The following is a 24,595-nucleotide window of genomic DNA, read 5'->3' as shown; positions in this document are numbered from 1 at the left end:
GCCCCTCTCTCAGGCGTGGGTCTCGGGGATGATCGCGCCGGCCGGGTGGCGGTCGGGCTCGCGCAGGTACAGGTCGACGATCTGCATGAGTTCGGCCGGGCGCTCGAGGAAGAAGGCGTGGCCGCTCGTCATGGTCGTCAGCCGCGCGTCGTCGATGATGCCGAGCAGCTCGTACTGGTGATGGGGCGGGACCATGATGTCCTCGGCACAGGAGACGATCAGTGTCCGCGCGGTGACGGCGGAGAGACGGTCGGCGACGTCCACGCGGGCGTTCAGGTCCATCTGCCGGGCGGTGAACTCGTCCGCGGTCAGGGAGGCGAGCGCCCCGTCGAGCATGGCCGGGGTCAGGGAGCGCAGGGCCAGCGGGGACAGGCCGCAGAAGGCCGTGTAACGGGCCAGGGCATCAGGGCTCGTGGCGTACAGGTGCCGCCAGACCTCGTTGCGCAGGCGCTGGTGGACATCCGTCGTCGCCCAGCCGGCCACGAGCACGAGGTTCTCCACACGGCGACCGAGGTCGGCGGCCAGCTGCCCGGCCACGACGGCGCCGAGTGAGTAGCCCAGCAGGTCGAACGCGGCGTCGGGGCCGAGGAGCTCGTCGACGACAGCCCGCACCTGGCCGACCAGCAGGTCGACGGTCAGGTCTGCGGCGGGGTCGGCCGTCGGCGCCCAGTCCACGGCGATGACGCGCGTCCGCGTGGCCATCATCGGGAACAGGTGGCCGAAGTGCGAGGCGGTCGTCCCGCCCGTGCCGTGGACCAGCACGAGAGGCCGGTCGAGCTCCCCGGGTGTCACCGAGTCGTGGCAGGTGACGGAGGCACCGTCCACGCTGACGGTGCGCGTGACGGTCGATGCGGTCAGTGGCATGAGGCTCCTCCTGGAAACCGATATGTGGACTATGGGGACGACACCCGCGATGTGACCCGCCCTACATTTCCCAGCATGGCGCGTTCATTTCTCGGAATGCAAGTAGAGCGGCAATCATTTAGTCCATCAGATGGAACTGGCTCCGACGCCGGAGCTGCGGCACGATCGACCGGTGACCCCTATGACCCCACCCACCGGCGTCCTGCCCCGTGCCGCCCTCGTGATGCGCCTGCTGCACGAGGCCGGACCCGCCGGCCTGCGGCTGAGCCAGCTCGTCCAGCGGACGGGTCTGCCCCAGCCCACCGCCCATCGACTGCTGGCCGACCTGGCGGAGCAGGGTGCCGTGACCCGGCGCGGGGCCGCCTATGCGCTCGGTGATCGGTGGGGCCCGGTCGGGTTCGAACCGGTGACGCCGCGGTGCCTGATCGAACGCGAGGCCAGCCGGGCCGTGGTCCAGGCCGCCGCGGACGAGCTGGGGGACACGGTCTACCTGGCGGCACGGGCTGCGGGCGGAGTGGCCTACCTCCTGCGATGCGACGGCGACTCCCCCGTGCGCGTCTTCACCGTGGAGGTCGGCGAGGTCAAGCGGCTTGCCGCCGGGTACGCCGGCATCGCGCTCCTGGCCGCCCTGCCGCCCGAGCGCCGGCGAGCGGAGGTGGACGCGGTCGTCGCCCGGCCTCCCCGCCGCTGGAACCTGACGGATGACGGGGCCCTGCACGACCTGCTGGACACCCTGCTGCGTCAGATGGACGAGCAGGGGTGGTGCGGCGGTGTGCCGGTCGTGCCCGGGGTGGCCGGAGTCGCCTGTGGCGTCCCGGCGCGGACGGGAGGCATCCCCCAGGTGTCCCTCACCGCCTCGGCGGCCGAGCAGCGGATGCCACCGGCACGCGTGCCCGAGGTGGCTGAGGTGCTGCGTGCGGCGGCGACCCGACTGGCCGAGATCGGGGGCTGAGCACGCCGGCCGGCCCGCCCTTCCGCGGCCGTCCACGACGCCCGGGCCAGGTGGCACACTGGGGAGCACCGTGCCATGGCCCCCATCACAGGCGCCCGGCCGTGCCGCATCCACCCGACCCCAGGAGGAGTCCGACCGTGACCACCGCCGCCGCCATGAACATCACCCGCGAAGAGGCCGCCGCGCGCGCGGCCGCCCTCACCGTGGACGCGTACGAGGTGAGCCTGGACCTCACCCGCGGAGCGGAGCACTTCCACACGGCCACCACCGTGACGTTCGCGGCCACGCAGGACGCGGTGGGCACCCACACGTGGATCGACTTCGTGGCGGAGCAGGCTCCCACGGTGACCCTCAACGGCGAGGCCCTGGACGTGGCGGACTTCGACGGCGCCCGACTGCGGATCGGCCCGCTGGCGGCGCAGAACACCCTCGTGGTCGACGGGCTCGGGGACTACAGCAACACCGGCGAGGGCCTGCACCGGTTCGTGGACCCCGTGGACCAGGAGGTCTACCTCTACACCCAGTTCGAGGTGCCGGACTCCCGCCGCATGTTCGCGGTGTTCGAGCAGCCCGACCTCAAGGCCGCGTTCCGCTTCACGGTGACCGCGCCGGCGCACTGGGCCGTGGTGTCCAACCAGCCGGAGGCCTCCCGCCGCACCCTCGGCGTCGTGGCGAACGAGGAGAACCCGCAGGGGGTGGACGCCGCGGTCTGGGAGTTCAAGCCCACCCCGCGCATCCCCTCCTACATCACCGCGCTCGTCGCCGGCCCGTACGCCTCCGTGCACTCGGAGCTGACCAGCGCCGACGGCCGCACGATCCCCCTCGGCGTCTACTGCCGCGCGTCGCTGGTGGAGCACCTGGATGCGGAGAACGTCTTCGAGCTCACCCGCCAGGGATTCGAGTTCTTCGAGGCCCAGTACGGCCACGCCTACCCGTTCGAGAAGTACGACCAGCTGTTCGTGCCCGAGTTCAACGCCGGCGCGATGGAGAACGCCGGTTGTGTGACCTTCCTCGAGTCGTACGTCTTCCGCGGGACCGTGCCGGAGGCGCTGATCGAGCGCCGCGCCATCACGATCCTCCACGAGCTCGCCCACATGTGGTTCGGCGACCTGGTCACCATGCGCTGGTGGAACGACCTGTGGCTCAACGAGTCGTTCGCCGAGTTCATGTCCACGCTCGCCGCCGCTGAGAACACGCAGTACACCGGCGCCTGGACCACCTTCTCCTCCATGGAGAAGAACTGGGCCTACCGCCAGGACCAGCTCTCCTCCACGCACCCCATCAAGGCCCGGATCCGCGACCTCGACGACGTGCTCGTCAACTTCGACGGCATCACCTACGCCAAGGGCGCCTCGGTGCTCCGCCAGCTCGTGGCCTGGGTGGGCCAGGAGAACTTCATGGTCGGCGTCCGCGCGTACATCGCCAAGCACGCGTGGCAGAACACGGAGCTGCCGGACCTCATGACCGAGCTCGAGGCCGCGTCCGGCCGCGACCTGTCCGAATGGACCCGCGTGTGGCTCGAGACCTCGGGCGTGAACACGCTGCGCACCGAGGTGGAGACGGATGAGGCCGGCACCATCACCGCGCTGCGTCTGCGCCAGAGCGCCCCGGACGGCTCACCGTCGGCGCCCGGCGACGACGTGCTCCGCCCCCACCGTCTGGCCGTGGGCTTCTACGACGTGGACGAAGCCACCGGCCGCCTGATCCGCACCGAGCGCTTCGAGCTCGACGTGGCCGGGGAGGTGACCGAGGTCGTCGAGGCCGCCGCCCGCCGTCGTCCCGCCGTGATCCTGCCCAACGACGACGACCTGGCCTACGCCAAGCTGCGCCTCGACGACGCCTCGTGGGAGGCCGCGTCCACCCGTCTGAAGGATGTGGACGGCTCCCTGGCGCGCACGCTGCTGTGGGGGGCGGCCTGGGACACCGTGCGCGACGGCGAGGCCTCCGCCGCCTGGTTCGTCGACCTCGTCCTCGCCAACGTCGGCCACGAGCGGGACTCCTCCGTGGTGCAGACGCTGCTGCGCCAGCTCGCGACGGCGATCGGCCTGTACCTGCCCGAGGACCAGGCCGAGGCCGTGCGGGTCGCGGCGGCCGACCGTCTGTGGGGCCTCGTCGCGGAGGCCGAGGACGGCTCGGACAACCAGCTGCAGTTCGTCAAGGCGTTCGCCCTGCACGCGCGCACCACGGCGCAGCTGGACCGCCTGTCCGCCCTCGTCGACGGCACCCGCACCGTGCCCGGGCTGGACCTCACCACGGACCTGCGCTGGGAGCTGCTCACCGCGCTGGTGGCGGCCGGCCGCGCCGGGGAGGCCGAGATCGCCGAGGCCGAGCGCGCCGACGCGACCGCCACGGGCGCGCTCGCCGCGATCCAGGCCCGGGCCGCCGTGCCGACGGCCGAGGCGAAGCGCGCGGTCTGGGACCGGGTGATGGCCGGCGAACTGTCCAACACGGAGCAGCGCCAGGCCCTGATCGGGTTCGCCCGGGTCCATGACGCCGCGCTGATCGCGCCCTTCGCGGACGCCTACTTCGAGGGCGTCGAGGCGATGTGGGACTCCCGTTCTCACGAGATGGCCGAGACCGCCGCGACGCTGGGCTACCCGACCGCCCAGGTCACCCCGGAGATCGCCGACCGCGCCACCGACCTGTCCGAGCGGCTGGCCGACACCCGCGCGGGGCTGTCCCGCGTCCTCGCCGAGGGCCGGGACGAGACGGTCCGCGCCCTGGCCGCGCGCGAGCACGCGACGGCGCACGTGCATCAGGTCCACGCCGGGGCCTGAGCCGCGCGGCGGCGGCAGCCGCGGCTGACGCCTCTGCTGGCGCTTCCGGGGGCGGTGCCGGTGGGCATTCCACGCAAGATGCCCTCCAGCACCACCCCCGCCGCCGTCGAGGCGCAGGCTGGCTAGGCTGGAACCCATGAAGCACACCTTCTCCCTGCGCACCGAGTGGACGGGCGACCGCGGCTCGGGCACCTCCGGCGTCCGCGACTACGACCGCTCCGTGGTGATCCAGGACGCCGCCGTCGGCGAGATCCAGGCCTCGGCCGCCCGCCCCTTCCGCGGCGACGACTCGAAGTGGAACCCGGAGACCCTCCTGCTCGGCGCGCTCGCCGAGTGCCACGTGCTCTCGTACCTCCATGTCGCGGCGACCTCCGGGGTCGTGGTCACGGGGATGACGTGCGGGGTCGAGGGCGAGCTCGAGGTGGACGGCGACGGCGCCGGGCGGTTCATCGCGATCACGCTGCGGCCCGAGGTCACGCTGCAGGACGAGGCCGACCGGGAGCGGGCCGAGGCCCTCCACGCCGAGGCGCACCGGCTGTGCTTCATCGCGAACTCGCTCTCGGCCCCGGTCACCGTCGAGCCGGTCCGCCCCGAGGCCCTGCCCACCGGCACGCCGACGCTGCCGGACCACTCCGCGCGCCTGGGCGCCCCCCTGGCGGTGCTGCGGCCGCGCGTCGCCAAGGGCCCGTCCCGTGTGACGGGCCTGGCGGAGCGGCCCACCGAGGTCGAGCCGGTGATGCAGGAGGGCACGCCCGCCCCGGTGGAGCAGGTGCGCGCCCGCGACGCCGCGGCGGGCCCCGCCGGTGCGACCCCGGGGACCCCGGCCGCGCCCGGTCAGGCCACCAGCTTCTACGACGCCGTCGGCGGCCGCCCGACCTTCGACCGGCTGACCGCCGAGTTCTACGCCCGCGTGCGCGAAGACGAGATCCTCGCCCCGATGTATCCGCAGGACGACTTCGAGGGCGCCCAGCGCCGGCTGCTGATGTTCCTGGAGCAGTACTGGGGCGGACCGCGGACGTACTCCGAGGAGCGCGGCCACCCCCGCCTGCGCATGCGCCACGCCCCGTATCGGATCGACCCGGCCGCGCGCGACGCGTGGCTGCGCCACATGCGCGCCGCCGTGGACACGCTGGAGCTGTCACCGCTGCACGAGGCCGAACTCTGGGACTACCTGGAGCGGGCCGCCCACTCCCTGCAGAACTCGGCCTGACCGGCCCGCGGTCCGCGCCCCGACATGGGGCGCGGGCTCACACCGCCATGGCGGGGCGGCCCAGTACGAAGCCGCCGGGGGTGTCCAGGCGCGTCCACGGCCCCGCCGTGCTGAGCCGGGCGCGGCCGCCGGGCCGCAGGAAGCCCAGCGCGTGCGCGCCGAAGGCCATGCCGGCCGGGAACTGCAGAGCGTCGCCCCCGAGCAGGGGTCCCCACATCTGCGCCCGGATCTTGCGGACCAGCGCCTCCCCCGGGTTCTCGGGCAGGGCGTCCCACACGGCGTCGGCGCCGCGTGTGGCCACCTCGGTCAACTCCTCATCGGCGACCTCGGCCACGGGCGTCCAGCCGCCGCGGGGCGGGGTCAGCGCGGTCCAGGTGACGTGCTCGCGGCCCGGCGGCACGGCGAACGCCAGGTCGACGGGGTCCTGGCCGCGCATCCGGGCGGTGCGCTCGGTGACGGAGCCCAGGGCGACGACGGCGTCCAGGTCCGCCACGCCGTCGGCGGTCGCCAGGGGCACGGTGCGCAGCCCCAGGACGACGGGCACCCCGTCTCCGAGCCCGGCCGGCTGCAGCACGGAGACCCACTGGGCGAGCATCGGGGTGCGGGAGCGCCCTGCCTCAGGCACGACGTGCAGGCGCATCCCCGTGTCGGCGACGCGACGGGCGCGGGTGGCCAGCTGCTCGAGGTCCCGCACAGCGCGGTCGTCGACGAAGCGGAGGACTGGTGCGGCGGCGGAGTGCTCGGTCATGCAAGCATTGTCCCAGGTCCGTCGCGTCCCGGGCCGCCCCGCCGTCGCGGGGTCCATCCACGTCGAAGGAGCCGTTCGTGCCGCAGCGCCATCCCCGTCCCCGCCCCGGTCGCGCACCGGCCCGCCCGGCCTCGGCCCCGAAGGACCCCACCGACGTGCTGCGCGGGATCCTGGAGCTGACGCCGGCCGCGCCGGACCCGGTGACGGGTCAGGTCCGCTTCACGGGCACGACCCCCCGCCAGACGCACGGCCGGGTGTTCGGCGGCCAGGTGCTCGCCCAGGCTCTGGCGGCCGCCTCCCGCACGGTGCCGGCCGCCCGCCCCGCCCACTCGCTCCACGGCTACTTCATCCGCCCCGGGGACGCGCTGCAGCCCATCACGTTCACCGTCGAGACGCTGCGGGACGGCCGCTCCTTCTCCGTCCGCCGGGTGCTGGCCTCCCAGAACGAGAAGGCCATCCTCGCCCTGACCTGCTCCTTCCAGGAGCCCGCCGGCAGCGCGCTGGACCACCAGGTGGCCATGCCGGAGGGAGTGCCCCGGCCCGAGGACCTGCCCACGACGGCGGACGTGCTGGGCGGCATCAACCACCCCGTGGCCCAGGAGTGGGCCTGGTCCCGACCGTTCGACATCCGCCACGTCACCCCGGCCATCTATGTGGACCCGGCCGCGGAGACCGAGAACCGCAACATGGTGTGGATGAAGACCTTCACGCCCCTGGCGGACGACCCCGCGCTGCACCTGGCGGCGCTCACCTACGCCTCGGACTACACGCTCCTCGAGCCGATCCTGCGGCAGCACGGCGTGGCCTGGATCCAGCCCGGCATGTCCGCGGCCTCCCTCGACCACGCGATGTGGTTCCACCGGCCCGCCCGCGTCGACCAGTGGCTGCTCTACGTCCAAGACTCCCCCAGCGCCCAGGGCGCGCGCGGCCTCGGCACGGGCGCCGTGTTCACCGAGGACGGGACGCTCGTGGCCACGGTCGCCCAGGAGGGCATGGTCCGCCTGCCCGAGGGGGCCGCCGCCCGGCGGGCGCGGGTTCGTGGCGCGGCCCAGCGCATGGCCATGCGGACGGTGCTGCGCCGCAGCTGGCGGCGCTGACCCGGCGGTTCCACGGGGGTGAGGCTGCCGATCGGGCCCTGCCACGGGTGAGGCGGCTCGACGTCCGCGCCGCGCGCGGGCCGTTCATGGCGGCCGATGTGCACTCGTCCCGGCACGACGACGGCCCGTCGCGATCACGTGATCGCGGCGGGCCGTCGTCGGCGCGGCGCCCGGGGGCGCGTCGGCTCAGTCGCGCGTGAGCTTGCGGTGCGTCATCCGGTGCGGGCGGGCGGCCTCGGGGCCGAGCCGATCGACCTTGTTGGCCTCGTAGGACTCGAAGTTGCCCTCGTACCAGTACCAGTTGGCCGGGTCCTCCGCGGTGCCCTCGTAGGCCAGCATGTGGGTGGCCACGCGGTCCAGGAACCAGCGGTCGTGCGAGACGACGACGGCGCAGCCCGGGAACTCGAGCAGCGCGTTCTCGAGGGAGGTCAGGGTCTCCACGTCGAGGTCGTTGGTGGGCTCGTCGAGGAGCAGCAGGTTGCCGCCCTCCTTGAGGGTCAGGGCCAGGTTCAGGCGGTTGCGCTCACCGCCGGAGAGCACGCCGGCCTTCTTCTGCTGGTCCGGGCCCTTGAAGCCGAACGCGGACACGTAGGCGCGCGAGGGCATCTCGACGTTGCCGACCTTGATGTAGTCCAGGCCGTCCGAGACGACCTCCCACAGCGACTTCTCGGGGTCGATGTTGGAGCGAGACTGGTCCACGTACGAGATCTTCACGGTCTCGCCGATCTTCAGCTCACCGCCGTCCAGGGGCTCGAGGCCGACGATGGTCTTGAACAGGGTGGTCTTGCCGACGCCGTTCGGGCCGATCACGCCGACGATGCCGTTGCGGGGCAGGGAGAAGGACAGGCCGTCGATGAGGACGCGGTCCCCGAAGCCCTTCTTCAGGTCCTTGGCCTCGATCACGACGGTGCCCAGCCGCGGGCCCGGCGGGATCTGGATCTCCTCGAAGTCCAGCTTGCGGGTCTTCTCGGCCTCGGCCGCCATCTCCTCGTAGCGGGCCAGGCGGGCCTTGGACTTCGCCTGACGGCCCTTCGTGTTGGAGCGGACCCAGTCGAGCTCCTCGGCCAGGCGCTTGGCGAGCTTGGCGTCCTTCTTGCCCTGCACCTCGAGGCGGGCACGCTTGGTCTCCAGGTAGGTGGAGTAGTTGCCCTCGTACGGGTAGAGGCGGCCGCGGTCGACCTCCGCGATCCACTCCGCGACGTGGTCGAGGAAGTACCGGTCGTGGGTGACGGCGATGACGGCGCCCGGGTAGGAGGCCAGGTGCTGCTCGAGCCACAGCACGGACTCGGCGTCCAGGTGGTTGGTGGGCTCGTCGAGCAGGAGCAGGTCGGGCTTCTCCAGCAGCAGCTTGCACAGTGCGACGCGCCGCTTCTCGCCGCCGGAGAGGTTCGTGACCGGCTCGTCCCCCGGGGGCGTGCGCAGGGCGTCCATCGCCTGCTCGAGCTGGGAGTCGATGTCCCACGCGTCCGCGGCGTCGATGGCGGACTGCAGCTCGCCCATCTCCCCCATGAGGGCGTCGAAGTCCGCGTCCGGGTTCGCCATCTCCTCGGAGATCTGGTTGTAGCGCTGGATCTTGCCGTAGATCTCGCCGACGCCCTCCTGGACGTTCTCGAGCACCGTCTTGGACTCGTCCAGCTTGGGCTCCTGCATCAGGATGCCCACCGAGTAGCCGGGAGAGAGCCGCGCCTCGCCGTTCGAGGGCTCGTCCAGCCCGGCCATGATCTTCAGGATCGTCGACTTGCCGGCGCCGTTGGGGCCGACCATGCCGATCTTCGCCCCGGGGTAGAACGACATGGTGACGTCGTCCAGGATCAGTTTGTCGCCCACCTTCTTGCGGGCCTTGACCATCGTGTAGATGAATTCCGCCATGCGGCCCAGGCTAGTCGGTGGCCGCGGGATTCCACTCATCGTGCCGATCCCGCGACCACCGAGCCCGCTCCCCCTCCGTGCTCCGTGCCGCCCCGTGGTCAGGCGACGCCGGCCGCCGCCGGCTCGCGCCCGGGGGCGCCCGCGTCCGACTCGTCCGGGCCGGGCGAGGCCGGGGCGTCGCCACCCTGGAACCCGTCCGGCAGGCCCGCGCTGAACCCGTCGCCGACCGCGCCGGCCCGCCCGCCCGACGCGTCGTCGTCGCGCGGGGCCGACTCGGGGCGCGGCACGGCCGCGCGCTGGCTGCGCTGGAACGCCGCCGAGCCGAAGCCCAGGTCCAGCCCGACGGCGTCCGCCACCACGTCCACGGACGTGCCGGAGCGCTCGCCCGAGGACCAGTCGCGGACCCGGAGTCGACCGGTGACGATCACGGGGTTGCCCTTCTTCACGGACTGGGCGGTGTTCGAGCCGAGCTGGCCGAACGCCGAGATGCTGTACCAGTTGGTGTGGGCGTCCACCCACTCAGCGGTCTCGCGGTCGAAGCGCCGCTCGGTGGTGGCCAGGCGGAAGCCGGTCACGGCGGCCCCCGATGCGGTGTGGCGGGTGGCGGGGTCCGTGGCCACGAAGCCGCGCACGGTGATGAGGTCCTGCATGGTGTGCCTCCTGGGCTGGGCCCCGGTGGGCGCCGGGGCGGGTCGTCGGCGCATCGGCTGATCCGCCATGGCCAGACAACCCCACCGCGGGGCACCCCGGCAGGATCGGGGCCGGTCTGGGGACGCGCGGAGGTCCCCGGGCGACTGTGCAGGAGCCGACGGCGCCGCGGCCGGCGGCCGTTAGACTGACACGGCCCAGCCCCAGTAGCTCAGCTGGACAGAGCAGCGGCCTTCTAATCCGCCGGTCGGGGGTTCGAATCCCTCCTGGGGCACCCAGACCAGGGGCGGAGCCGTCCGAGCACGCCCGACGACCGCCCGAAGGAGACCGTCCTGGACCGTCTGCGCTCCTGGCTCCGCGCCCCGCGACCCGCCGTCCCCGAGGTCCGTGTGACCCGTCGCGAGGGCGTCCAGCTGGCCGCCCTGCTCGTCGCGGCCGCGGCCCTGTACGTGACGCACTCCTTCCTCCGGTACGCCACCTACGAGGCCAAGGGCTACGACCTGGGCATCTTCGACCAGGTGGTGCGGCAGTACGCGCTGTTCAACGCCCCCCTCAGCTCCGTCAAGGGCGTGGACTTCCACATCCTCGGCGACCACTTCCACCCGATCCTCGCGCTGCTGGCGCCCTTCTACTGGGTATGGCCGGACCCCCGCATGCTCGGCGTGGTCATGGCGCTGGCCCTCGCCGCGTCCGCCGTGCCGGTGTACCTGTTCGCCCGTCGTCGCGCGGGACACGGGGTGGCCCTGGCCGCCGTCGCCGCCCTGCTGCTCTCCTGGCCCTTCCAGGCGATGGTGAACTGGGACTTCCACGAGGTCACCCTCGGCGTGCCGATCCTCGCCTGGCTCGTGTGGGCCCTGGACGGGCAGCGGGCGTGGCTCGCCACCGGCCTGGCGGCGCTGCTGCTCACGGTCCGAGAGGACATGGGCGTGACCCTGCTGGCCGTGGCCCTGGTGATGGCGATCCGTCGCTTCTGGCCGCAGGCCGCGGTCACCGCCGTGCTGGGCGTGCTCGGCTACTGGTTCGCCACGTCCGTGGTGATCCCCCACTACTCCCCCACCGGCGCGTTCGGCTACTGGCAGTTCACCGCCCTGGGCCCGGACATGCGCAGTTCGGTCCTGTTCCTGCTGACCCAGCCGTGGAACGCCGTCGCGGTGCTGTTCGACCACCCGCTGAAGGTGGCCCTCTGGCTCCTGCACTTCGTCCCGCTGCTGTTCCTGCCGGTCCTGAGCCCGCTCACGCTGATGGCCCTGCCGATCCTGCTCTCGCGGCTGTTCAACGACCGCCTCAACGTGTGGGCCCCCGTGTACCAGTACGACGCGATCCTCGCCCCGCTGCTGCTCATGGCCGCGCTCGAGGCGGCCCACCGGCTGGCCGGACGCCGGGACACGCTGCGCCGGCTGCCCGCCGTCCTCGTCTCCGCGGCACTGGCCGCCGGTCTGATCGGCACCGCGTTCTTCCCGCAGGTGTACCCGCTGCACCGCACGATCGCCGGCGACATGACGATGACGCAGCACGCCCGCGACCTCGACCACGCGGTCGGGCTGATCCCGGACGGGGTGTGCGTCGAGGCCGCCGACAACGCCGTGCCGCACCTGACGGCCCGCACCCACGTCGGGCTGCACGGGGACATCGGCGACGAGCTGGCCACGTGGATGATCGTGGACACCTCGGTGCCCGAGCTCGGCGGCTGGGACCCCCTCACCCCGGAGCAGGCGCTGGCCCGCGCCGAGCGGCTCGGCTTCGAGCGGGTCTGGTCCGCGGGCGACGTCGTCGTCCTGCACCACCCGGACCGCGCGGTCTCGCCCACCTGCACGACGTACCTCGAGCACCGCTGAGCGGAACCCCACGGCGCCGGCGGACCCGCTCCGCCGTCAGCGGCCCGCGGACTCGCCGAGTGGCTGCAGGCCGAGTCCGGCCGGGGGCAGGAGCAGTCGGTCACGGGCACCGGTGAAGACGCCGGCGTGCGGGTCCTCGGCCACCCCCGGGGCGATCTCGGGGGCCCCCTGGTCGAGTGCGGTGCGGCGCACCGGGTCGCGGACGGGGTCCAGGATGTCCTTGACCACCGTGGTCATGAGCCACACGAGGGCGACGATGTGCGCCACGATCCCCGAGGCATACCAGGCGGTGATCCACCAGGCGCCGCCGGCGAACGCCCCGTCGGAGGTGATGCGCGCCGACTCCATCCACACCCCGCCCCAGTGGTAGACCTCCACGGCCTGCCAGATCCAGAACGCGCGCCACCGCGGCGTCGCGAGGACCACGAGCGGGATCAGCCACATCACGAACTGCGGCGAGTACACCTTCCCCCACAGGATGAAGGACGCCACGATCAGGAAGCACAGCTGGGCCATGCGCGGACGGTGCCGCGCCGCGAGGGCGAGGTAGGCGATCCCCACGCAGCACACCAGGAACAGGCCGTTCTGAAGCGTCGTGAACGTCTCCCCGGACCATCCTGTCCAGGCCAGCGCCAGCCAGGTCGAGGAGAAGGAGACCGCGCGGTCCCCCGAGAACGTGTAGAAGCGCGACCACTGGTCGAACGCCGTCAGCATGAACGGGAGGTTCACCGCGAGCCAGGCCGCGGCCCCGGCCAGGGCCGCCTTCACGAACCCGGCCCAGCGGCCCGTGCGCAGCGCCAGCACGAAGATCGCGCCGAAGAAGAACAGCGGGTAGAGCTTCGTGGCGGTGCCGAGCCCGATGAGCAGGCCGGCGAGGGTCGGACGGCCCGCCGTCCACGCCCACAGGGCCAGGGCGGCCAGCATCACGGCCCACAGGTCCCAGTTGAGCATCGAGGTCAGGATGATCCCCGGGGCCAGGGCCACGAGCAGGGCGTCCCGGGAGCGACCGCGCGCGGTGTACGCGGTCGCGACGACCAGCACGATCCAGCACAGCACCACGCCGATCGCGTTCACGTCGAAGTAGGTCACGGTGCGCTCGTGCAGGTCGCCGGAGGCGGGCACGAGCCACATGGTCACACCCGCGACCACGGCCAGCAACGCCGGGTACTCCATCCACTGCTCGGGCGGCAGCGGCGTGTAGAAGGGGAAGTGGCCGTCCGAGAGGCCCCGCGTGGGGAACAGCTGGGCGAAGTCCGAATAGCACATGTGCGCGTGCACGCCGGGGGCCGCCCAGCCGTTCACGCGGCACCACTGCTTGGTCAGCACGCCGACGGCGGCGGCCACCACGGTCAGGCCGACGAGCAGGCCGACCCAGCGGCCGCTCGGACGGGACGGGGCGGGACTGCGGGGGTGGGAGGTCACGGTCTCTCCTGGGGGATGCGGGTGGACGAGGAGGCGGGGTGCGCGGCGGTCGACGGCGGCCCGTCGGGCGGCGCGTCCGGCGGCACGCCCGCCTCCGGAGGCGTCGGCGACGCCGCCGCGGCCCGCGGCTCGACCACCTCCAGGGGAGGACGCCGCCGCCCGGGGAACAGGGGCGCGGTGACGGGATCGCGGTGGATGATCCATCCGATCCCCGCGAGCATCAGGACCAGGGTGAACACGCGGACGGCCAGGACCGGCAGCCACTGCGCCACGGAGAGCTGGTCCACCACGCCGACGCCGGTGAGCAACAGGACCGCGAGCGCGGTGACCCACCCGAGCCAGCGGGGATGGTCGGCGCCCCACGGCAGCGGGCGGAGGGCGCACGCCAGCAGCGGCAGGACCCAGAGCAGGTACCACGGCTGGACGATCGGGGCGGTGGCGACGGCCACCACGAGCACGGCCGCCGCGCTGAACACCGGGTCCAGGGGCCGGCGGCGCAGGGCCAGCCAGGCCGTGAAGCCGAGGGCCGACACCGTCATCGCGGTGTAGAAGGCCGCGGCCACGTCGCGCGCCCCCAGGGGCGTCACGGCTTCGACGACCGCGCCGAGCAGCAGGCCGAGCAGGCCCACGGGGGCATACGGGAACGCCGCGTCCCCGCTCGTGAGCATGGCCGGGACCCAGCCGAACCAGAGGCCGGAGCCGGCGCCGAGGATCGTGAGGACGGCCAGGGAGATCACCGCCGTCGTGAACCACGGGCCGAGCCGGTCCCGCCGGCGCAGGCGCGGATCGGCCGCGCGGAACCGGGCCCAGCCGGTGGGCAGGAGCAGGGCCACGAAGGGCAGCACCAAAGCTGTCAGGGGCTTGATCGCAACGGACAGGGCGATCAGCACGATCCCCCACAGCGCATGCACGCGGCGGCGGGGCGGGCGGACCATGAGCAGGATGCCCGCGAGCATCAGCCCCGACATCAGCGCGTCGTTGTGGGCGCCGGCGATCATGTAGAGCAGGAACAGTGGGTTCGCCACGGCCACCCACGTGGCCCACACCCCGCATCGGCCCGCGACGGCGGCCAGCCGCGGCACCGCCCACAGGCACAGCGCCAGGCCCGCGAGCGCCAGGAGCCGGAACGCCGTGACGGAGAGCTCGATGTTGCCGCCCGTGGCCCGCCACGTCGTCTCGGCGAACAGCAGGAACAGCGGCCCGTAGGGGGACGGGGACTCGGCCCAGATGGAGTCCGCTCCCTGCATGAACCAGCCGGGCAGGGCGGACACGCCCTGGGAATACGGGTCGAGACCCGACGCGAGGAGCCGGCCCTGCTGGAGGTAGGAGAACACATCGCGGGAGAAGATCGGCAGCGCGAGCATCAGCGGGGCGGACCACCACCAGGCGGCCCGGGCCACCAGGCGGCCGTGCTCCTCCCAGCGGCCCCGCAGCGCGCGCCCCAGCTCGAGCCAGGATCGGACGAGGAGCAGCGAGCCGGCGGCCAGCAGCACGGTGCTGAGCAGCACGCCGGGAAGGTAGACCCGCAGCGGGTTGAGCAGGGTGGTGCCGGAGAACACCGAGTCGGGCGTCATCGGCAGCCACCCCACGCCCCAGGAGCCCACCGTGATGAGCACGGACGCCCACGTGCCCCGGCGGACGGCCGCCTCCGGCTCGGGCTGCGCCGTCACGCGGCTCGGACGGGGCCCTCGGGCGCCGGTCGTCGCGGAGGCGGCGGGCCTCACTCCGCCGGCTCCGCGGGTCGAGGGGCGCCACGGAGCCGGGCCAGGCCGGCGCGTACGGCGGGGCGCACGTGCCAGTGGTCCTTCACGAACCGGCTGGTGCGGCGGTCCACGACGAGGATCCACAGCAGACACACGGCGGAGACGATCAGGGACACGGCCTTGACCTGGTCCGCGATGTCCAGGAACTGCCAGGTGAAGAGCTGGTCCGCGGCGCCGAACGCCAGGAAGTAGCCGACCGTGAACACGACCCACTTGATCTGCCAGTTGTCCCGGATGCCGAGCACGGCGAAGAACGGCAGCAGCCACAGCAGGTACCAGGGCTGGATGATGGGCGAGAGGATCACCAGCGCGGTGAACGCCCAGGTCATGCGCGTCATCACGCGGTCCTGGCGGCCGAGGAACATCAGGGCCAGCACGATGAGCACCGAGAGCGCGCGTCCGGCGGTCTTGTACACGCCCTCGACGGCCTGCACGTCCGCCCCCTGTCCGAAGAGCTCGCTCGCCCCCACCGTGATGAGGGACAGCATGCCGATCGGCCCCCACGGCACGGTGCCCGTGCCCGTGCCGACCATGACGGCCACCCAGCCGAAGCCGAAGCCGTTGAGCACCCCCACCAGGGCCATGAGGCCGAAGGAGATCCCGGCGGTGAGGGCCCAGAAGGCGAACCGGCGCGGCCATCGGGCCGTCGGGCCGGCCCACAGCAGGCCGATGAACGGGAGCAGCACGAGCGTGATGGGCTTGATGCCCAGGGACAGGGTGACCAGCACGACGCCGGCCACCCCCCACGCGACGGACTGCCCGGGCCGCTGGGGGCGGAGCGGATGCCCGGCGCGCAGCGCGCACCACGTGCCGGCCAGGGCGAGGCCGACCATGAGGGCGTCGTTGTGCCCGGACGCGACGAAGCTGATGGTGAAGAGCGGGTTGGCGACGCTGATCCACTGCGCCCACGCACCGTTGACGCCCAGCCGGCGGGCCAGCAACGGCACGAAGACCATGATCAGCGCGACGCCGGCCACCGCCACCAGGCGGAACAGGAAGATCGCCAGGTCCGGGTTCATGTCCCCCGAGATCGCGACGACGGCCTGCTCGATCCAGAGGAAGATCGGACCGTACGGGGTCTCGGAGTCCGCCCAGGTGGCGTCCGCTCCGAGCTGGAACCAGTTGGACAGCGAGGAGATCGTGTCCACGTAGGGGTCTTGCCCCGCCTCCATGAGACGGCCCTGTCCCACGTAGGCGAAGATGTCCCGGCTGAAGATCGGCAGGGCCACGACCTGGGGCAGGCACCACAGGACGGTGGCGAGGTTGACCGTGCGCAGGGCGCCGCGACCGAAGGGGCGGATCGTCTGGCCCAGGCGCAGCCAGGCCCAGAACATCACCCAGCAGCCGAGGGTGAGGAGCGCTGTGCCGGCGAGCACGCCGGTCTCCTGGGTGCGCCACGGGATCAGCCACTGCCAGCGGTTGATCGGGGAGGCCGAGGCCAGCCAGCCGACGGAGTACGAGCCCACCACCAGGAGGAGGGAGCCGAGGGTCCCCACCAGGATGGGCCACCAGTCCGCGCCGGCGACCTGGGGGTCCGCGCGGAGGCCGCCGACGCCGACGTACTCCGGCCGGTGGGCCGTGGACCCGGACGGACGCGGGGTCGACACGCTCATGCGACGGGTCCTTCCGTGCGGTCCTGCGAGGGCGCGCGAGGGCGCGGCTCGCTCGAATCTACCATCGTGACACGCGAGTAGCCTGGGGGCATGAGCGAGACGAGCACCCCCGCGCCGGAGAGCGCCCCCCTGGTCTGGATCGACTGCGAGATGACCGGCCTGCACCCCCAGGTCGACGAGCTCGTCGAGGTGGCGGTGCTCATCACGGACGCCGAGCTGAACATCCTGGACGAGGGCATCGACCTGGTGATCCGTCCCTCCGCGGCGGCCCTCGAGCAGATGGACCCGTTCGTCCGGGACATGCACACCACCTCCGGCCTGCTGCCGGAGCTGGCGGAGGGCCTCGAGCTCGACGACGCCGCCGCGCGCGTGCTCGAGTACATCGCCGCCCGCGTGCCTGCCGGCAAGGGCCTGCTGGCCGGCAACACGGTGGGCCAGGACAAGCTGTTCCTCGCCCGCTACATGCCCGCCGTCGTCGACCATCTGCACTACCGGATCGTGGACGTGTCCACCGTGAAGGAGCTGGCCCGGCGCTGGTACCCGCGCGCCTACTACCAGGCCCCCGCCAAGACCGGGGGCCACCGCGCTCTCGGGGACATCAAGGACTCCATCACCGAGCTGCGTTACTACCGGGCCGCCGTCATGGCCCCCGCCCCCGGCCCCACCACGGAGGAGGCCCGCGCCATCGCGGAGGTGGTGTCCGGGGCGCAGGCCTGAGCCGTCACCCCCGGCCTCGCCGCCCCGATTCGGCGCTGCGCGGGATCTCGTGTACTGTGGACCCCGCTGCGCCGCGCGGATCCGTCCGTGTGAGGCAGGCATGGTGGGCGTAGCTCAGTCGGCAGAGCGTCTGGTTGTGGTCCAGAAGGTCGCGGGTTCAATCCCCGTCGCTCACCCCACTCGAAGCCCCCGGAATCCTTACTGGTTCCGGGGGCTTCTTCGTGTGCTCCCCGAGCGGGCCGCGCTCCCCCTGCGCCCGCAGCTGCGGGATCGTGGTGCCAGCCGAGTCCCGCGTGGCCGCGGCGAGCGAGTCGGCCGCCGGACCGGTGAGGCCGGCGTCGTCCAGGGCCGCGGGCAGCGTGGCGGCGAGGGCGATGGACAGGGTGGCCCCGGCGAACGCGGTGCCCAGCGCTGAGCCGATCTGCCGGACCGTGCTCTGCGTCGCGGCGCCCTGACCCGAGATCTGCACGGGGATGTCCTGGAGCACCATGTCCGTCAGCTGCGCCGAGGCCAGGCCGAGCCCGAGGCCGTACACGACGAGGGGCACGGCGACGAGCCAACCCGAGGTGTCCGGGCCCAGGAGCAGGGCGAGCGCCACGACCCCGGCCACCTCCAGGCCCAGCCCGATCAGCACGGTGCCCGGGGCGCCGAACCGGGCCGCCAGGTGACGGGCCGCGGCGTCCGAGAGGAACGCGCCTGCGGCCATCGCGGCCAGGACCAGGCCCGCCCCCATCACGTCCAGGCCGAGCGGCGCACCTTCTCGCGGTGTCGCTCCAACCCTTCGAACAGCGCGAGGGCGAGCGCCGCGACCGCGAGCGCGACGGGGACGACGCCGCCGGGCATCAACCGCTCGACGGATCCCCGGTCCGCTGCCGGGCGTAGAGTCGGCCGGTGAGGGCGTCGACCCGACGCCGCACCCGCACCGGCGAGGAGGCCTGCCCATGTCCGTCGTGAAGATCAACGCCATCAGCGTCCCCGAGGGCGCCGGCCCGGAGCTCGAGAAGCGGTTCGCCGCCCGCAAGCACGCGGTGGACCAGGAGCCGGGCTTCGAGGGCTTCCAGCTGCTCCGGCCCACCGCGGGCGAGGACCGCTACTTCGTGGTCACGACGTGGGCGTCGGAGGAGGACTTCCAGCGCTGGCGGGACGGGCGCATGCCCGCCGCTCACGCCGCCGAGCAGGGCGGCCGCCCGGCGCCGGTCGCCACGGGCGCCGACCTGCTCGAGTTCGAGGTCGTGGACCTGGGCTGACCCGGGCGCCGCAGCAGGCGCATCGCGTTCACGATGACCAGCAGCACAGACGCCTCGTGCACGAGCATGCCGACGGCCATCGTGACGCCGCCGGCGAAGACGCCGGCCAGCAGGGCCGCGACGGTGACGAGGGAGATCGCGATGTTCTGCCGCATCACCCGCACCGTGCGCCGGGCCAGATCGAGCGCCTGCGGCAGCCGCTCGAGCCGGTCGCCCATCAGGGCGATGTCCGCGGTCTCGATGGCCACGCCGGAGCCGGCCGCGCCCATGGCCACGCCGATGTCCGCCGTCGCCAAGGCCGGGGCGTCGTTGATGCCGTCACCGACCATCGCGACGACGCGGCCCTCGGCCTGCAGGGCCTCGATCGCCTCGAGCTTGTCCTGGGGCAGCAGGCCCGCCCGCACGTCGTCGACGCCCACCTGCCGGGCCACGGCCTGCGCGACGCCGGGCTGGTCGCCGGTCAGCATCACGACCTCGCGGACGCCGATCCCGTGCAGCGCCCGGATCATGCCCGCGGCCTCGGGCCGGAGGGTGTCTGCGATGGCGAGGACGCCGAGCGGGATGCCGTCGACGACGACCGCCGCCGGGGTCCGGCCCGCCTCCGCGAGCTCGGCCGCGACGGTCTCGACCCGGTCGGTCGCGGCCGGATCCACGCCGCGCTCGCGCAGCATCGCCACGTTGCCCACGGCGACGACACGGCCGTCCACCTCTCCGGTGAGCCCACGGCCGAGGACGACGTCCACATCGGTGGCCAGCGGGCCGTCCAGCAGGCCGCGGTCCCGGCCCGCCGCGACGACCGGCGCGGCCAACGGGTGGTCCGAGGCCGCCTCGAGCCGTGCGGCCCAGCGCAGCACCTCGTCCTCGGCCCCGGGCTCAAACGCGACGACGTCTGTCAGCTCGGGGGTGCCCGAGGTGAGTGTGCCGGTCTTGTCGACGGCGACGGCGTCGACCTTCGCGGAGCGCTCGAGGAACTCCCCTCCCTTGATGAGCACGCCGTCCTTGGCGCCGCGGCCGATCCCCGCCACGATCGCGACCGGGATGGAGATCACGAGGGCGCCCGGGCAGCCGATGACCAGCAGGGTCAGGGCCAGGGGGACGTCCCGCGTGATCAGACCGGTCGCGAAGGCCAGCACCATGATCGCCGGGGTGTACCAGCGGGAGAAGCGGTCCATGAACCGCTGGGTCCGCGCACGGGCCTCCTGCGCCGCCTCGACGCGGTGGATGATGCGCGCCAGCGTGGTGTCGGCGCCCACGCCCCGGGCCTGCACCTGCAGCAGGCCGGCCGTGGCCACGGTGCCCGCGTACACGGCGTCACCGTCGGTCTTCTCCGCCGGGATGGACTCGCCCGTGATGGATGCCTCGTCCACGGCGCCGACCCCGGTGAGCACCACGCCGTCCACCGGCACCCGAGCGCCGGCCTTGACGAGGACGGTCGCGCCGGGGGCCACCTCGTGGGCAGGCACGGTGCGCTGGGTCCCGTCTGCGTCCACGACGACGGCGGTCTCGGGCGCCGTGGACACGAGGTCCGCGAGCGCCGAGCGAGTCTGAGACAGGGTCGCGTCCTCGAGGGCGTGGCCGAGGGCGAAGAGGAAGGTCACGGCGGCGGCCTCCCAGAAATTGCCGAGCAGGGACGCGCCGATCGCGGCGGTGGCGACGAGCAGGTCGATGCCGACGGTCTTCACCCGCAGGGCGGCGATCGCGTCGCGCGCGATCGGCAGGCCGGCCACGACGGCGGCGGCGAGCATCAGGCCCGCCGCCACGAGGTGTCCGGTCCCGTGGGCCAGCTGCTCGGGCGCCAGCACGAGCGAGACGGCGATCAGCAGGCCGGCCACCACGGGGCGCCGCCAGCGGCGGGACAACGCGAACCGGGCACGAGGGCGGCCCGGACGTGTGACGGCGGGGGTGGACATGGCGGACTCCGTTCGTCGGGGGCGGGGCGGTGTCAGAAGGCCGACGGCCGGGCGGTGTAGCCGACCTTGGCGACGGCCTCGACGAGGTCCTGGGCAGTGGTGGTCTGCGGGTCGTGGTCGACCTCGATGCGCTGGGTCTCGAAGTGGACCTGCGCGCCGGTCACGCCGGGCAGGGCGTCGAGGGCCTTCTCGATCTTCCGGACGCACGAGGGGCAGCTGAAGCCCTCGGCGCGGAGCAGGGTGTGCGTGGTGGCGGTCATGGTCACTCCTGTGGGTCGTCACCGGCGCGGCCGCCGATGAGGCTGAGCGGACGGGCGGGTGCCCGGTCCGATCCCCGGCCTCCGGGGATGTCACTGACGCTACGAAGGGGACGGCGGGCCCGCCTTGACCGCGGTCAAGCCGCCGTGTGGGAGGCTGATGGCGTGCGTATGGACCTGCCCCTCGCCCCCATGGACGAACCAGAGCCGTGCGCGGCCCGGGTCCCGCTGTTCACCGGGCTGGATCTGGAGCAGCTGCGCCGGGTCTCCGCCCTGGCGCGGCCGCTCGTGCTCGAGGCCGGCGATGCCCTGCACCTGGCCGGTGACCGCACGGACCGCCTGTGCGTCGTGCACAGCGGCCGCCTGGCGCTGACGCTCGGCTCAGCGACCGGCCGGGAACGCGTGGTGCGGATGGTCGAGCCCGGGGACTCCGTGGGCGAGCACGAGTTCCTCACGGGCGAGCCGGCCCGGCACGGGGCGCGCGCCGTGGCCGCGACCCGCCTGTGCACCTTCTCCCACGCCGAGGTCGCCCGACTCCTGGCCCAGCATCCGGGCATCGGGGGACGCGTGATGCGGACGCTGGCCGTCCGCCTGGCCGAGGCGGAACAACGGCTGGCCCGGGAGCATCAGCCTGTCACCGCACGGATCGCCGGACATCTGCTCGGCCTGCCGGCCCTCCGGGACGAGGCCGACCTCGTCGTGGTGCTGGCCGCGCCGAAGAAGGACGTCGCCTCGCTGCTGGGCACCACCCCCGAGGCGTTCAGCCGCGGGCTGCGCCGCCTCGCCGACGACGGCCTGATCGCCATGGCGGGCCCGCGGGTGACGCTGCTGGACCCGGATGCGCTGGAGGCCCTCGCCGCGGAATGACGGCCGTCGTCGTGGTGTCCCCGGCGGTAGGCTGGGGACTCCCCCGTCCCCCCACCCACGCAGGCCCGCAGCCCGGGCCGGGAAGCGCAGTGCCATGGCCTCCATCCGTCCCATCACCGTCTACGGCGAGCCCGTGCTGCACCGGCGCGCGGCCGAGGTGGAGGTGATCGACGACGAGATCCGCGAGCTGATCGAGGACATGTACGTCACGCAGGACGCCGCGCACGGCGTGGGCCTGGCCGCCCCGCAGGTCGGGGTCGGGCTGCGGATCTTCACGTGGACGTTCCCGGACTCCGGCGACGCGCCGAACGTGGGCCACGTGATCAACCCGGTGCTGACGCACCTGGACAAGGCGCCGCGGGAGGAGCCTCACCCGGACGAGCACACCGAGGGCTGCCTCTCGGTGCCCGGGCTCGGCTTCCCCCTGCAGCGCCCGACCCGCGTGCGCCTGTCCGGCCAGCGCGTGGACGGCGAGATGTTCGAGTTCGAGGCCGAGGGCTGGTTCGCGCGCATCATGCAGCACGAGTACGACCACCTCAACGGCACCCTCTACGTGAACCGGCTCGAGGGCAAATGGCAGCGGCGCTGGAAGCGCGCGCAGCGGGCCGAGCGTCTGAACGTGCCCGGTGTGACGTGGCTGCCCGGCACGGACGAGGACCCCTTCGGCCACGACGCCGACGACCACGAAGACCACGAGCACGGCCCCGACGGCGACCACGGGGACGACGAGGCCTGAGCCTCGGCTCCACGTCCGACCCGGTCGGCACACGACGACGGCCCGTCCCCTCCGCGGGGACGGGCCATCGGTCATCGGCGGGTCAGGCCTGCGGGAAGGCGGGGACCTGCTGGCCCGCCATCTTCTCCACCACGCGGATCACCTGGTGCGAGTAGCCGTACTCGTTGTCGTACCAGACGTAGAGGATCGCGTTCTTGCCGTCGTTGTTCACGAGGGTCGCCAGGCCGTCCACGACGCCGGCGCGGTCCGAGCCGACGAAGTCGGTGGACACGACCTCCGGGGAGTCCACGTAGCCGACCTGGCCGCGCAGGGGGCCGGTGAGGGACTCCTGCTTCAGGCGGGCGTTCAGCTCCTCCACCGAGGTGGGCTTGGTCAGCTCGAGATTCAGGATGGCCATGGACACGTCCGGGGTGGGGACGCGGATGGCGTTGCCGGAGAGCTTGCCCTTGAGCTCGGGCAGGGCCTTGGCCACGGCCTTGGCGGCACCGGTCTCGGTGAGCACCATGTTCATGCCGGCGGCACGGCCACGACGGGCGCCCTTGTGGAAGTTGTCCACGAGGTTCTGGTCATTGGTGTAGGCGTGCACGGTCTCCACGTGGCCGTGGTCGATGCCGTAGTCGTCCTGGATGACCTTGAGCACCGGGGTGATCCCGTTGGTGGTGCAGGAGGCCGCCGAGATGATGGTGTCCTGGGGCGTGATGTCGTCCGAGTTCACGCCGTACACGATGTTCTTCATCTCGCCCTTGCCCGGGGCGGTCAGCAGGACCTTCGCGGCGCCCTTGGCCTGCAGGTGCTGGGACAGACCCTCGTCGTCGCGCCAGCGTCCGGTGTTGTCGACGACCAGCGCGTCCTTGATGCCGTAGGAGGTGTAGTCCACCGTGGTCGGGTCGTTCGAGTAGATGACCTGGATCTCAGTGCCGTTGGCGGTGATCACGTCGCGGTCCTCGTCCACCACGATCGTCCCGTCGAACGGGCCGTGGATCGAGTCGCGGCGCAGCAGGGAGGCGCGCTTGATCAGGTCGTCCTCCGAGTTCTTGCGCACGACGACGGCACGCAGGCGCAGCTTGGAGCCACCGCCGGCGTGGTCGAGGAGGATGCGGGCCAGCAGGCGGCCGATGCGACCGAAGCCGTAGAGCACGACGTCCTGGGTCTCGCCCAGGCCCTCACCGGCCTTGCCCTTGACCTCGGCGAGCTCGGCGTCCAGGAAGGCCTGGACGTCCTGGCCCGAGGCCTTCTGCTTGGCGGCCAGCTCGGCCAGGTCGATGGTGGCGGCGCCCAGGTCCATCGCAGCCATGGCCTCGACCAGCGGGTAGGTGGACTCGACGCTCAGCGGAGCCTGCTGCACGCGGCGGGCGTAGCGGTGGGCCTTGATGATGTCGATCACGCCGCGGTTCACGAGGGAGCGCCCGTAGATCGAGGTGACCACGTTGTGCTCGCGGTACAGGGTGCCCAGCAGGGGGACCATCTTCTCCGCGAGCTTCTGCTGCGTGTTCCACTCGGGGGTCTGGGTCGAGGCGGTGTCTGCCACGGGAGTCCTTCCTTGAAACCTGGCGGGGCCGTCCTGGGCAGGCCCCATCCCCCGACCTCGTTGTCGGCGGGCGCCTCCATTCTAGGCGAGGACGCGTCCGCAGCGGCCCCGCGGCCTCGGCGGGGCGTAGACTGGTCGGTCGGGACGGATCGGCGGACGGCCGCGTGCCCCTGCGGGGGTGCGAGGAAAGTCCGGGCACCGCAGAGCAGGATGGTGGACAACATCCACCCGGGGCGACCCGCGGGCCAGTGCCACAGAGAGAAGACCGCCTCCGCGCCGTGTGCGCGGCGGTAAGGGTGAAAGGGTGGTGTAAGAGACCACCAGCGGCCCCGGTGACGGGGCCGGCTCGGTAAACCCCATCCGGTGCAAGGCCGAACAGGACGCGTCACGAGGGCTGCTCGCCCCAGCGTCCGGGTTGGCCGCTCGAGCCCGTCAGCGATGGCGGGCCCAGATGGATGGCCGTCACCTCGCGCGGGGCAACGCGCGCGAGGCACAGAACCCGGCTTACAGCCGGTCCGTCCCGCCTCACGGCCCC

At 73.0% G+C, this 24,595-nt stretch carries 19 protein-coding genes, 2 tRNA genes, 1 other RNA gene and 2 pseudogenes; 13 read left to right on the top strand and 11 right to left on the bottom strand.

Annotated features, from left to right (window positions below; all coding sequences use genetic code 11):
* Positions 1-9: 9 nt before the first annotated feature.
* Positions 10-864, bottom strand: a complete 855-nt coding sequence (locus KVS67_RS01885; protein WP_049146105.1) for an alpha/beta fold hydrolase — start codon at positions 862-864, stop codon at positions 10-12.
* Between the two features lie 181 nt (positions 865-1,045).
* On the opposite strand from KVS67_RS01885, the gene KVS67_RS01880 reads away from it, so the two are divergent.
* The 4 genes and pseudogenes from KVS67_RS01880 to KVS67_RS01865 all read left to right on the top strand — a co-directional run bounded on the left by KVS67_RS01880 (position 1,046) and on the right by KVS67_RS01865 (position 5,803).
* Entirely contained in the window at positions 1,046-1,816 is a 771-nt protein-coding gene (locus KVS67_RS01880; RefSeq protein ID WP_041104802.1) for an IclR family transcriptional regulator, read from the top strand.
* 137 nt (positions 1,817-1,953) lie between these two features.
* Positions 1,954-4,593, top strand: a complete 2,640-nt coding sequence (pepN, locus tag KVS67_RS01875; RefSeq protein ID WP_082836675.1) for an aminopeptidase N — start codon at positions 1,954-1,956, stop codon at positions 4,591-4,593.
* Between the two features lie 136 nt (positions 4,594-4,729).
* Positions 4,730-5,161: pseudogene (locus tag KVS67_RS01870) on the top strand (OsmC family protein); the annotation flags it as partial.
* 168 nt (positions 5,162-5,329) lie between these two features.
* Positions 5,330-5,803: a globin gene (locus KVS67_RS01865; RefSeq protein ID WP_197458595.1), complete on the top strand. Its 474-nt coding sequence runs from the start codon at positions 5,330-5,332 to the stop codon at positions 5,801-5,803.
* Positions 5,804-5,840: 37 nt separating this feature from the next.
* Here KVS67_RS01865 and KVS67_RS01860 read toward each other — a convergent pair whose 3' ends face one another.
* On the bottom strand, positions 5,841-6,551 hold the full coding sequence (locus KVS67_RS01860) for a hypothetical protein (protein WP_063190231.1): 711 nt from the start codon (positions 6,549-6,551) through the stop codon (positions 5,841-5,843).
* Positions 6,552-6,628: 77 nt separating this feature from the next.
* On the opposite strand from KVS67_RS01860, the gene KVS67_RS01855 reads away from it, so the two are divergent.
* Positions 6,629-7,648 (top strand): acyl-CoA thioesterase II, encoded by a 1,020-nt coding sequence (locus KVS67_RS01855; RefSeq protein WP_063190230.1) that lies wholly within the window; start codon positions 6,629-6,631, stop codon positions 7,646-7,648.
* Between the two features lie 186 nt (positions 7,649-7,834).
* On the opposite strand, the gene ettA is transcribed toward KVS67_RS01855, so the two are convergent.
* Together ettA and KVS67_RS01845 are read right to left on the bottom strand one after the other, a co-directional pair.
* The gene (gene ettA, locus KVS67_RS01850) at positions 7,835-9,517 is read right to left on the bottom strand and encodes an energy-dependent translational throttle protein EttA (RefSeq protein ID WP_063190229.1); all 1,683 of its coding nucleotides are present in this window, start codon (positions 9,515-9,517) and stop codon (positions 7,835-7,837) included.
* A gap of 98 nt (positions 9,518-9,615) precedes the next feature.
* On the bottom strand, positions 9,616-10,167 hold the full coding sequence (locus tag KVS67_RS01845; protein WP_036381125.1) for a single-stranded DNA-binding protein: 552 nt from the start codon (positions 10,165-10,167) through the stop codon (positions 9,616-9,618).
* Positions 10,168-10,365: 198 nt separating this feature from the next.
* On the opposite strand from KVS67_RS01845, the gene KVS67_RS01840 reads away from it, so the two are divergent.
* Positions 10,366-10,439 (top strand) — tRNA-Arg (locus KVS67_RS01840).
* A 115-nt stretch (positions 10,440-10,554) separates the two neighbouring features.
* A complete protein-coding gene (locus tag KVS67_RS01835) occupies positions 10,555-12,000 on the top strand; it encodes a DUF2079 domain-containing protein (RefSeq protein WP_061867776.1) in 1,446 nt (481 codons plus the stop codon).
* A gap of 36 nt (positions 12,001-12,036) precedes the next feature.
* Here KVS67_RS01835 and KVS67_RS01830 read toward each other — a convergent pair whose 3' ends face one another.
* The 3 genes from KVS67_RS01830 to mptB (KVS67_RS01820) are packed head-to-tail and all read right to left on the bottom strand — an operon-like array spanning position 12,037 to position 16,798.
* Positions 12,037-13,422: a glycosyltransferase family 87 protein gene (locus KVS67_RS01830; protein WP_036316843.1), complete on the bottom strand. Its 1,386-nt coding sequence runs from the start codon at positions 13,420-13,422 to the stop codon at positions 12,037-12,039.
* Positions 13,419-15,092, bottom strand: coding sequence for a polyprenol phosphomannose-dependent alpha 1,6 mannosyltransferase MptB (mptB, locus tag KVS67_RS01825; protein WP_230297487.1), 1,674 nt, complete (start codon positions 15,090-15,092; stop codon positions 13,419-13,421). The genes KVS67_RS01830 and mptB (KVS67_RS01825) overlap by 4 nt, the downstream gene beginning before the upstream one ends.
* A 50-nt stretch (positions 15,093-15,142) precedes the next feature.
* Positions 15,143-16,798, bottom strand: a complete 1,656-nt coding sequence (gene mptB, locus KVS67_RS01820; protein ID WP_061867779.1) for a polyprenol phosphomannose-dependent alpha 1,6 mannosyltransferase MptB — start codon at positions 16,796-16,798, stop codon at positions 15,143-15,145.
* A gap of 90 nt (positions 16,799-16,888) precedes the next feature.
* On the opposite strand from mptB (KVS67_RS01820), the gene orn reads away from it, so the two are divergent.
* On the top strand, positions 16,889-17,515 hold the full coding sequence (gene orn / locus KVS67_RS01815) for an oligoribonuclease (RefSeq protein ID WP_002857127.1): 627 nt from the start codon (positions 16,889-16,891) through the stop codon (positions 17,513-17,515).
* Between the two features lie 103 nt (positions 17,516-17,618).
* A tRNA-His gene (locus KVS67_RS01810) sits at positions 17,619-17,694 on the top strand.
* Between the two features lie 68 nt (positions 17,695-17,762).
* Here the strand turns inward: KVS67_RS01810 and KVS67_RS01805 are convergent.
* Positions 17,763-18,346, bottom strand: a pseudogene (locus tag KVS67_RS01805) (MFS transporter); the annotation flags it as partial.
* Positions 18,347-18,456: 110 nt separating this feature from the next.
* On the opposite strand from KVS67_RS01805, the gene KVS67_RS01800 reads away from it, so the two are divergent.
* Positions 18,457-18,762, top strand: a complete 306-nt coding sequence (locus tag KVS67_RS01800; protein WP_010078879.1) for an antibiotic biosynthesis monooxygenase — start codon at positions 18,457-18,459, stop codon at positions 18,760-18,762.
* Here KVS67_RS01800 and KVS67_RS01795 read toward each other — a convergent pair.
* The gene (locus KVS67_RS01795; RefSeq protein ID WP_063190240.1) at positions 18,678-20,597 is read right to left on the bottom strand and encodes a cation-translocating P-type ATPase; all 1,920 of its coding nucleotides are present in this window, start codon (positions 20,595-20,597) and stop codon (positions 18,678-18,680) included. The two genes, KVS67_RS01800 and KVS67_RS01795, sit on opposite strands and share 85 nt — an antisense overlap.
* Before the next feature lie 107 nt (positions 20,598-20,704).
* Positions 20,705-20,932 (bottom strand): heavy-metal-associated domain-containing protein, encoded by a 228-nt coding sequence (locus KVS67_RS01790; RefSeq protein WP_010078881.1) that lies wholly within the window; start codon positions 20,930-20,932, stop codon positions 20,705-20,707.
* 168 nt (positions 20,933-21,100) lie between these two features.
* On the opposite strand from KVS67_RS01790, the gene KVS67_RS01785 reads away from it, so the two are divergent.
* Both KVS67_RS01785 and def read left to right on the top strand, forming a co-directional pair.
* Positions 21,101-21,796 (top strand): Crp/Fnr family transcriptional regulator, encoded by a 696-nt coding sequence (locus tag KVS67_RS01785; RefSeq protein ID WP_061867780.1) that lies wholly within the window; start codon positions 21,101-21,103, stop codon positions 21,794-21,796.
* 94 nt (positions 21,797-21,890) lie between these two features.
* Positions 21,891-22,532: a peptide deformylase gene (def, locus tag KVS67_RS01780; RefSeq protein ID WP_044659107.1), complete on the top strand. Its 642-nt coding sequence runs from the start codon at positions 21,891-21,893 to the stop codon at positions 22,530-22,532.
* An 82-nt stretch (positions 22,533-22,614) separates the two neighbouring features.
* Here the strand turns inward: def and KVS67_RS01775 are convergent, their stop codons facing one another.
* Complete coding sequence (locus KVS67_RS01775) at positions 22,615-24,060, bottom strand: glyceraldehyde-3-phosphate dehydrogenase (RefSeq protein WP_061873100.1); 1,446 nt, start codon at positions 24,058-24,060, stop codon at positions 22,615-22,617.
* 144 nt (positions 24,061-24,204) lie between these two features.
* Here KVS67_RS01775 and rnpB point away from each other — a divergent pair.
* An RNA gene (rnpB, locus tag KVS67_RS01770) (RNase P RNA component class A) lies at positions 24,205-24,583 on the top strand.
* Positions 24,584-24,595: the final 12 nt, after the last annotated feature.

This window comes from Micrococcus sp. GbtcB5 (assembly GCF_019091605.1).
In the GTDB taxonomy this organism is placed as follows: domain Bacteria; phylum Actinomycetota; class Actinomycetes; order Actinomycetales; family Micrococcaceae; genus Micrococcus; species Micrococcus luteus.
The sequence above is the reverse complement of the archived record's forward strand: the minus strand, read 5'-3'. Positions and strand labels throughout refer to the sequence as shown.

Coding starts and splice junctions, on each gene's coding strand:
- KVS67_RS01885 (WP_049146105.1), bottom strand. CDS start 864: ATGCCACTGACCGCATCGACCGTCACGCGCACCGTCAGCGTGGACGGT.
- KVS67_RS01880 (WP_041104802.1), top strand. CDS start 1,046: ATGACCCCACCCACCGGCGTCCTGCCCCGTGCCGCCCTCGTGATGCGC.
- KVS67_RS01865 (WP_197458595.1), top strand. CDS start 5,330: ATGCAGGAGGGCACGCCCGCCCCGGTGGAGCAGGTGCGCGCCCGCGAC.
- KVS67_RS01860 (WP_063190231.1), bottom strand. CDS start 6,551: ATGACCGAGCACTCCGCCGCCGCACCAGTCCTCCGCTTCGTCGACGAC.
- ettA (WP_063190229.1), bottom strand. CDS start 9,517: ATGGCGGAATTCATCTACACGATGGTCAAGGCCCGCAAGAAGGTGGGC.
- KVS67_RS01845 (WP_036381125.1), bottom strand. CDS start 10,167: ATGCAGGACCTCATCACCGTGCGCGGCTTCGTGGCCACGGACCCCGCC.
- mptB (WP_061867779.1), bottom strand. CDS start 16,798: ATGAGCGTGTCGACCCCGCGTCCGTCCGGGTCCACGGCCCACCGGCCG.
- orn (WP_002857127.1), top strand. CDS start 16,889: ATGAGCGAGACGAGCACCCCCGCGCCGGAGAGCGCCCCCCTGGTCTGG.
- KVS67_RS01800 (WP_010078879.1), top strand. CDS start 18,457: ATGTCCGTCGTGAAGATCAACGCCATCAGCGTCCCCGAGGGCGCCGGC.
- KVS67_RS01790 (WP_010078881.1), bottom strand. CDS start 20,932: ATGACCGCCACCACGCACACCCTGCTCCGCGCCGAGGGCTTCAGCTGC.
- KVS67_RS01785 (WP_061867780.1), top strand. CDS start 21,101: ATGGACCTGCCCCTCGCCCCCATGGACGAACCAGAGCCGTGCGCGGCC.
- def (WP_044659107.1), top strand. CDS start 21,891: ATGGCCTCCATCCGTCCCATCACCGTCTACGGCGAGCCCGTGCTGCAC.